7 protein-coding genes are annotated in these 7,468 nt (G+C 71.5%); 3 read left to right on the top strand and 4 right to left on the bottom strand.

Going from position 1 to position 7,468, the window contains the following annotated elements; genetic code table 11:
- Positions 1–192 precede the first annotated feature (192 nt).
- The 4 genes from ABD234_RS16325 to ABD234_RS16310 all read right to left on the bottom strand — a co-directional run bounded on the left by ABD234_RS16325 (position 193) and on the right by ABD234_RS16310 (position 4,466).
- Positions 193–465 (bottom strand): HPr family phosphocarrier protein, encoded by a 273-nt coding sequence (locus ABD234_RS16325; protein ID WP_038371759.1) that lies wholly within the window; start codon positions 463–465, stop codon positions 193–195.
- Positions 466–596: 131 nt separating this feature from the next.
- Entirely contained in the window at positions 597–1,745 is a 1,149-nt protein-coding gene (locus ABD234_RS16320; protein WP_344358492.1) for a mannitol-1-phosphate 5-dehydrogenase, read from the bottom strand.
- Between the two features lie 60 nt (positions 1,746–1,805).
- Positions 1,806–3,842, bottom strand: a complete 2,037-nt coding sequence (locus ABD234_RS16315) for a PTS sugar transporter subunit IIA (protein WP_344358490.1) — start codon at positions 3,840–3,842, stop codon at positions 1,806–1,808.
- 129 nt (positions 3,843–3,971) lie between these two features.
- Positions 3,972–4,466, bottom strand: coding sequence for a GtrA family protein (locus tag ABD234_RS16310; protein WP_344358487.1), 495 nt, complete (start codon positions 4,464–4,466; stop codon positions 3,972–3,974).
- A 178-nt stretch (positions 4,467–4,644) separates the two neighbouring features.
- Between ABD234_RS16310 and ABD234_RS16305 the strand changes: the two genes are divergently transcribed.
- The 3 genes from ABD234_RS16305 to ABD234_RS16295 all read left to right on the top strand — a co-directional run bounded on the left by ABD234_RS16305 (position 4,645) and on the right by ABD234_RS16295 (position 7,466).
- Positions 4,645–5,460, top strand: coding sequence for a hydroxymethylpyrimidine/phosphomethylpyrimidine kinase (locus ABD234_RS16305; protein WP_038371764.1), 816 nt, complete (start codon positions 4,645–4,647; stop codon positions 5,458–5,460).
- Positions 5,461–5,567: 107 nt separating this feature from the next.
- Positions 5,568–6,362, top strand: coding sequence for an amino acid ABC transporter ATP-binding protein (locus ABD234_RS16300; protein WP_038371765.1), 795 nt, complete (start codon positions 5,568–5,570; stop codon positions 6,360–6,362).
- Positions 6,363–6,458: 96 nt separating this feature from the next.
- A complete protein-coding gene (locus tag ABD234_RS16295) occupies positions 6,459–7,466 on the top strand; it encodes a glutamate ABC transporter substrate-binding protein (RefSeq protein ID WP_344358482.1) in 1,008 nt (335 codons plus the stop codon).
- The last annotated feature ends 2 nt before the right edge of the window (positions 7,467–7,468 follow it).

Here is a 7,468-nt window from a genome sequence, read left to right as displayed (position 1 = left end):
GTCTCCCTCGAGCAGGCGAAGGAGCTCGCGGCCGCGGCCGTGGCCGCCCCCACCGCCTCCGCCGCGAAGCAGGCCGTGCGCGCCGGCCTGCCGATCCTCGAGGAGCTCGGCCTGTGAGCTGAGCGCCCGGACGCGAGAACGGCGGCACCCCCGAGGGGATGCCGCCGTTCTTCCGTCTCCGGGGGAGGAGGCTCACTCCTCGGCGTCGAGATCCTTCTCGAGCAGCGCGGCCAGGGCCGCGACGGACTCCTCGGCGCCCTCGCCCTCGGCACGCAGGGTGACCTCGTCGCCGTTGCCGGCGCCCAGGGTCATAAGCATGAGGATGCTCGAGGCCTGGACGGGGTTGCCGCCCACCTTCTCGATCGTGACCTGCGCGGGCTGCTCGCCCGCGGCCTTGGCGAAGATCGAGGCGGGACGGGCGTGGAGCCCGGACGCGCTGGCAACCGTGACGGTGCGCTCTGCCATGTTCGAAGCCTTTCTCGGAGCCGCCCCGATGGTCCGGGGGCGACGGAAGCGATGGTCGTAGAGGTAACGCTACCTCGGCGGCGGTGCGGGCGCTGCGCGGACGGGAAAGCCCGCCCGCGCGGCCCCGGCGCTCAGGCCTGCAGCTCGGCGATGCGGGCGGCGACGGCCTCGCGCACGGCGGGGTGGAGGGGATGCTCCGCCGCGAGCCCTGTGAGCGTCGCCGTCACCTGGTCGGCGTCGCCCGTGGCCAGGAGCTCCTGGACGCGGACGACCTCCTCGTCGCCCTCAGGCGTGAAGCGCAGCGCCGCCGCGAGGACGGCGACCAGCGAGTGGTGGTCCAGTCCGCGCTCGGCGAGCTCCGCCGCGGGGCCGATGATCCGCTCGTGCCGGGAGAGCTTGCGCTCGGGGGCGCGGCCCACCCGCTCGACGGTGTCGGGCAGGTGCGGGTTGGCGAAGCGCTCGAGGATCTTGGAGACGTACGCCTGCTGCTGCTCGGCGGAGAACCCGTGCTTGGTGACGAGCAGGGTGGCGGTCTCGGCGAGGGCCGCGGCGACCTTCCCGCGGATCGACGGCTCGGAGATCGCGTCGGAGATCTTCTCGATCCCGACGGCCCAGCCGAACCAGGCCGTGGCGGCGTGGCCGGTGTTGACGGTGAACAGCTTCCGCTCGATGTACGGCTCGAGGTCCTCCACCCAGGTGATCCCCGGGATGTCCGGCTCGGCGCCGTCGAAGGGGCCGCGCTCGACCGCCCACTCGAAGAAGGTCTCGACGGTGACGTCGAGGCCGGCATCGGGCGCCTGGGCGGGGACGATGCGGTCCACCGCGGTGTTGGCGAACAGGGCCCGCGCCTCGAGGTCCTCGCCCTCGTAGGCGCTGCGGACCTCCGCCTCCAGGATGTCGGTCGCGTTGATGGCGTTCTCGCAGGCCATCACCGCGACGCGTCCCGCATCGGCCGGACGGGCCGCGATCCCCTGCGCGATGGCGGGGGCGACGAACTTCAGGATGTGCGCGCCGACGGCGGTGGTGACGATGTCCGCGGTCGCGATCTCCTGGACGACGGCCTCGAGCTCGCTCGCGGAGTTCACCGCCCGGAACCCCTCGACGACCGTGTCGCGGCCCGAGCTGCCGACGGCGTGGACCGTGTACGAGTCCGCCTCCTTCAGGGCCGTGATCAGCGCGTCCTGCACGTCGGCGAAGACCACCTCGATCCCCGCCTCGTGCAGCAGCAGGCCCACGAACCCGCGGCCGATGTTCCCTGCGCCGAAATGCACTGCCTTCATCGGTCTCCCTCTTCTCGCGTTCGCGTCATGTCCGTGCCCGTCCGGGGCCGGCCCATGTTCTCAGTCCTCGTCGAAGATCGCGCGGATCTCCTCGGCCGTCCCGGCATCCTCGAGCCGCTGCACCTGGGCCGGGTCGGAGAAGATCATCGCGACCTTCTGCAGCAGGTCCAGGTGCTCGTTGCCGACGCCCGCGATGCCGACCACGAAGCGCACCTCGTTGCCGTTCCAGTCGATCGGCGAGGGGTAGCGGATCAGCGACATGCCCGAGCGGCTGATCGAGGCCTTCGCCTCGCCGGTGCCGTGGGGGATCGCCAGGCCGTTGCCCATGAACGTCGAGACGGTCGCCTCGCGCTGATGCATCGCGGCGACGTAGCCCTCGTCCACGGCGCCCGCCGCGACCAGCAGGCCGCCGGCCTCGTCGATCGCGCTGGCCGCATCCCGGGCGGTGCCGGCGATGACGATGGAGGACAGCGGCATGATCTCGGGGCCGGCCTCGGCGGCGGGGGCAGCGGCCACGGGAGCCGCCGGGGCGGCGTCGGCCTCCGGGGCGCCGCCGGAGTTGCGGGCCTTCACGAGCTCGACGACCTCGTCGTAGCGGGGCGAGTTCATGAACTGGTCCACGGCCACGTGGACGGCGGAGGCGGTGCGCTCGTGGGCGCGGTCGGCGAGCTCCTTCTGGGTGACCACCACGTCCCACTCGTCGGACAGGCTCGAGATCGCCTTGTTGGTGACCTCGACGTCCGCGAAGCCGGCGGCGCGCACCTTCTTGCGCAGCACCGTCGCACCCATCGCGGAGGAGCCCATGCCGGCGTCGCAGGCGAAGACGATCCGGGAGATCGGGCCGGTGTGGCCGGAGACGGCGATGCCGGAGGCTCCGTCGCCGGCGCCCGTGAGCGCCCCGGCGACGGAGGACTTCTTGCCCTTCATCTGCTCCATCTTCGCGGTGGCTGCGGCGATGTCGCCGTCGTCCTGCTTGCCGATGCGCAGCAGCAGCGCCGAGAGCGTGAAGCTCACCGCGGCCGCGGCGAGGACCGCCAGGGCGATGCCGAGGTAGGAGTCGCGGGCGGCCACGCCGAAGATCGCGAAGATCGACCCGGGGGAGGCCGGCGCGATCAGGCCCGTGCCGAAGGCGACGTTCACGGCCACGCCCGCCATGCCGCCGCCGATCGCGGCGAGGATCAGGATCGGCTTCATGAGCACGTACGGGAAGTAGATCTCGTGGATGCCGCCGAAGAACTGGATGATCGCGGCGCCGGGGGCGGAGGCGCGCGCGGCGCCGCGGCCGAATATCGTGTACGCCAGCAGGATGCCGACGCCCGGGCCGGGGTTCGCCTCGAGCAGGAACAGGACGGACTTGCCGTTCTGGCTGGCCTCGGACAGGCCCAGCGGGGTGAGCACGCCGTGGTTGATGGCGTTGTTGAGGAAGAAGATCTTCGCGGGCTCGATGAGGATCGACACCAGCGGCAGCAGATGCGCGTCGACCAGGGCCCCCACCCCCGCGGACAGGGCGCTCATCAGGCCGTTCACGATCGGTGCGAGGCCGAAGAAGCCCGCCACCAGCGCGATGAAGCCGAAGATGCCGGCGGAGAACATGTTCACGAGCATCTCGAAGCCGGCCGGGATGTGGTCCTGCCACAGGCGGTCGAGCTTCTTCATGACCCAGGCCGCCAGCGGCGCCATGATCATGGCGCCGATGAACATGTGGACCTGGCCCAGCGCCGCGAAGTCGGCCTCGGCGTTGCCGGCGGCCAGCCACTTCTCGAGCTCGGCGGCGTTCTCCTGCGCGATCAGCCAGTCGGAGCCGGCGATGACGCCCATGGTCGCGATGACGCCGACGACGGCGCCGCGCGCCTCGTAGATCATGCGGCCGCCGGTGTTGGCGATCAGCAGCGGGAGCAGGTAGTGGATCATCGGGCCGACGGCGGCGGCAAGCGGCTCGTTGGGCGTCCACCCGTCCGGGATGAAGAAGGCGGTGAGGATGCCCCAGGCGATGAGCGCCGGGATGTTCGGCATCACCATGTTCGACAGCGATGTGCCGACCTTCTGGAGGGCGACCCGTGGGCTGAATCCCGCTCGGGTCTCGGTGGTGGTGGTCATCGCTGATCCTTCCCGTGGTGTCCGAGGACGACGGATCCCGCAGCGCGGGACCCTGCAGCGCGACATCGTCGGGGAGGAGGGCCGGGAGGGCCGACCCGACGAGGGGGCTCGCCTGATTCTAGGCGGACGTCAGACGGCTGTGGTGATCCGCGGCGCAGAGTCCTGCGCGGCGCGCGCCGCGGAGGGGAACACGAAGCGCCCGTAGGTGACGTAGCGGAAGGACGTCGAGACCGCCTGGCCGATGAGCGTGCCGGAGATGTTGTCCGCCAGCGGGGAGTCCAGCCCCAGGACGTAGCGGGAGAACGCCAGGCAGGACAGCTGCAGCAGGGTGGCGATGATGTTGACCAGCACGAAGGCGATCACCGAGCGGGTGGTCCCGGGGGCCGGGCGGTCCCCGAAGGTCCACAGCCGGTTGCCGAGGTAGGTCAGGCAGGACGCCGCGGAGATCGTGATGGCCTTGGCGATGATCGGGTGCGCGAACAGGACGCCGTGGCCCCACCCCTGCCCGGGATCCCAGAACACCAGCAGGTTGTACAGGGCCGCGTCGAGGAGGAAGACCAGGCCACCCACCGCGAGGAACTTGAGGCTCGGCCGGAGGTGGCGGTCGAGCAGACCGCGCAGCACGCCCTGCACTGTACCGGCCGCCGTGGGGGCGCGTCTGCGCCCGGGAGGCCGATGAGCGTAGGATCATCCCTCGCCGTGGCGACGGACCGGCCCCCGACGGGGAGGTCCTGGGAGCGCTCGGACGCGCATCGTGCCATCGGCCGATGCCCCACCGACCTGCATCCGAGGAGGAGCACCCATGCCCCGTGTCGCCCTGTCCATCGCCGGCTCCGAGGCCACCGGAGGCGCCGGCGCCCAGACCGACATCAAGACCTTCCACCAGCTGGGCACCTTCGGGACCGTCGCGCTGACGTGCATCGTCTCCTTCGACCCGCAGAACAGCTGGGGGCACCGCTTCGTGCCCGTCGAGCCGCAGGTCATCGAGGACCAGATCGAGGCGACGACCGCGAACCACGACATCGACACCGTGAAGATCGGCATGCTGGGCACCCCCGCGACCATCGACGTGGTCGCGACGGCCCTGGAGCGCCACGCCTTCACGAACGTCGTGCTGGACCCGGTGCTGATCTGCAAGGACGAGTCCGAGGGCGGTTTCGCGCTGGACACCGACACCGCCCTGAAGGCGCAGATCCTGCCGCAGGCCACCTTCGTCACCCCGAACCTCGCCGAGACGGAGATCCTCTCCGGGATCCGCCCGATCGAGAGCGTCGAGCAGCTGGCCGAGGCCGCCCGCGTCATCCACGCGGCCTCCGGCGCCGTGGTCCTGGCCAAGGGCGGGGTCGGCATCGCCGGCGACGAGGCGGTGGACGTCTTCTTCGACGGCGACCAGCTGGTCGAGCTGCGCAGCCCCAAGGTCGGCCAGGAGCGGGTCTCGGGCGCGGGCTGCACCCTGGCGGCCGCCGTGACCGCCGAGCTCGCCAAGGGCGCCACGCCCCTGGAGGCCGCCCGCACCGCCAAGGCCGTCGTGACCAGCGCGATCGAGAACCGCCAGTCCTGCCATGCCCCCTTCGACGCCGTCTACCAGGGCGCCTACTCCGGCCCGTCGCACGCCTGAGGCCGCCGGCCCGGTGCGCTGACCGCGAGGTCACATCTGGGTCCCGGATCCTGGGCCGATGCCCCCGCGCGTGGACATCGGCCCAGGCCGGGGACATAGTGATGCCTATGACCGACGCGCGCGACACTCCCGTCCCCCCGCCCGACGGCGCGGCGGCCGCCGTCGGCGAGCCGCTGATCTCGGTGCGGGGCGTCTCGAAGCTCTTCGGCGACTTCGCGGCCCTCAAGGACATCGACCTGGACATCCATCGCGGGGAGGTGGTCGCGCTGATCGGCGCCTCCGGATCCGGGAAGTCGACCCTGTGCCGCTGCATCAACCGCCTCGAGACGGTCAGCGACGGCGTGATCACCGTCGACGGCCGCCCGCTGCCGGAGGAGGGCAGGGAGCTCGCCCGCCTGCGCAGCGAGGTGGGCATGGTCTTCCAGTCCTTCAACCTGTTCCCGCACCTGCGCGCCGTCGAGAACGTGACCCTGGGGCCGATGAAGGTGCGCGGCGTCCCCAAGGCGGAGGCCCGCGCCGAGGCGATGGAGCTGCTGGCCCGCGTCGGCCTGCAGGGCAAGGAGCACAGCCTCCCCGCCCAGCTCTCCGGCGGTCAGCAGCAGCGCGTCGCGATCGCGCGGGCCCTGGCCATGCATCCCAAGGCGATGCTGTTCGACGAGCCCACCTCGGCCCTGGACCCGGAGGTCATCAAGGAGGTGCTGGACGTCATGACCGAGCTGGCCGAGGCCGGCATGACCATGCTCGTGGTCACCCACGAGATGGGCTTCGCCCGGCACGTCTGCGACCGGGTCGTGTTCATGGACTCGGGGGAGATCGTCGAGTCCGCCGAGCCGGAGGCCTTCTTCACCGCTCCCCGCAGTCAGCGCGCCAAGGACTTCCTCGGCAAGGTGCTCGCGCACTGACCCGCGGCGGGCCGCACCGTCCCCCGTCCCCCTCTTCCCCGACGCCCCGTCCCGACACCCCTGCCGCCGCCCGGCGGCCCGAACCCAGGAGTTCCCATGACCCTCCGCAGCGCTCTTCCCGGCCGCAGTCCTCTTCCCGGCCGGCGCGCCCTCATCGCCGCCGCCGCCGCGCTCCCCGCCGGCATCGCCCTGGCCGCCTGCTCGAGCGAGACGGGCGATGCCCCGTCCCTCGGAGGCGGCGGGGACGGCGCCAGCGACGGCGGCGGCGAGGGCGCCTCCGCCTACGACGCGGCGATCGCCGCCGGGCCCGTGGCCGACGAGGCCGCCGTCTCCGGCAGCGCCTGGGCCACCGCCATCAAGGAGAAGGACTCCTTCGTGCGCGGCGGCACCACCGCCAACCAGGTCTTCTCGATCATCGACCCCGCCACCAGCAAGGTCACCGGCTTCGACGCCGGGATCACCCAGCTGCTGGCCCGCTACATCCTGGGCGAGGGCGGCGAGGAGAAGGTCGAGTACATCGACACCACCGTCGAGACCCGCGAGACCATGGTCCAGAACGACACCGTCGACGCGGTGATCGCCACCTACTCGATCACCCCCGAGCGCCTCGAGAAGATCAACTTCGCCGGCCCGTACTACCTCTCGGGCACGTCCATCCAGGTCCGCACCGAGGACGCCGAGAGCATCACGGGTCCGGAGGACCTCGAGGGCAAGAACCTGGTCACCCAGTCGAACTCGACCGGCATCCAGGCCATCGAGGACAACGTGCCCAACCCCGGCAAGGTCGAGACCCTCGCCGACAACGAGTCCTGCGTCGCCGCCCTCAAGCAGGGGCGCGTGGACGCGTACGTGTTGGACCAGGGCGTGCTGCTGGGAAACTCCAAGGCCGATCCGGACGTCACCGTCGTCGGCGAGCCCTTCACCGAGGACCCGTACGGCATCGGCCTGAACAAGGACAAGGCCGACGCCCTCGAGTTCGTCAACGCCTTCCTGCAGACGATCATCGACGACGGCACCTGGACGAAGCTCTACGACGCCACCATCGGACAGGTGATCGACGGCGAGGCGCCCACGCCGCCGACCATCGGCGAGCTGCCCGCCTGATC

It is taken from the genome of Brachybacterium phenoliresistens, assembly GCF_039530785.1.
GTDB lineage: Bacteria > Actinomycetota > Actinomycetes > Actinomycetales > Dermabacteraceae > Brachybacterium > Brachybacterium phenoliresistens.
This window is presented reverse-complemented; position numbering and strand designations above follow the sequence as displayed.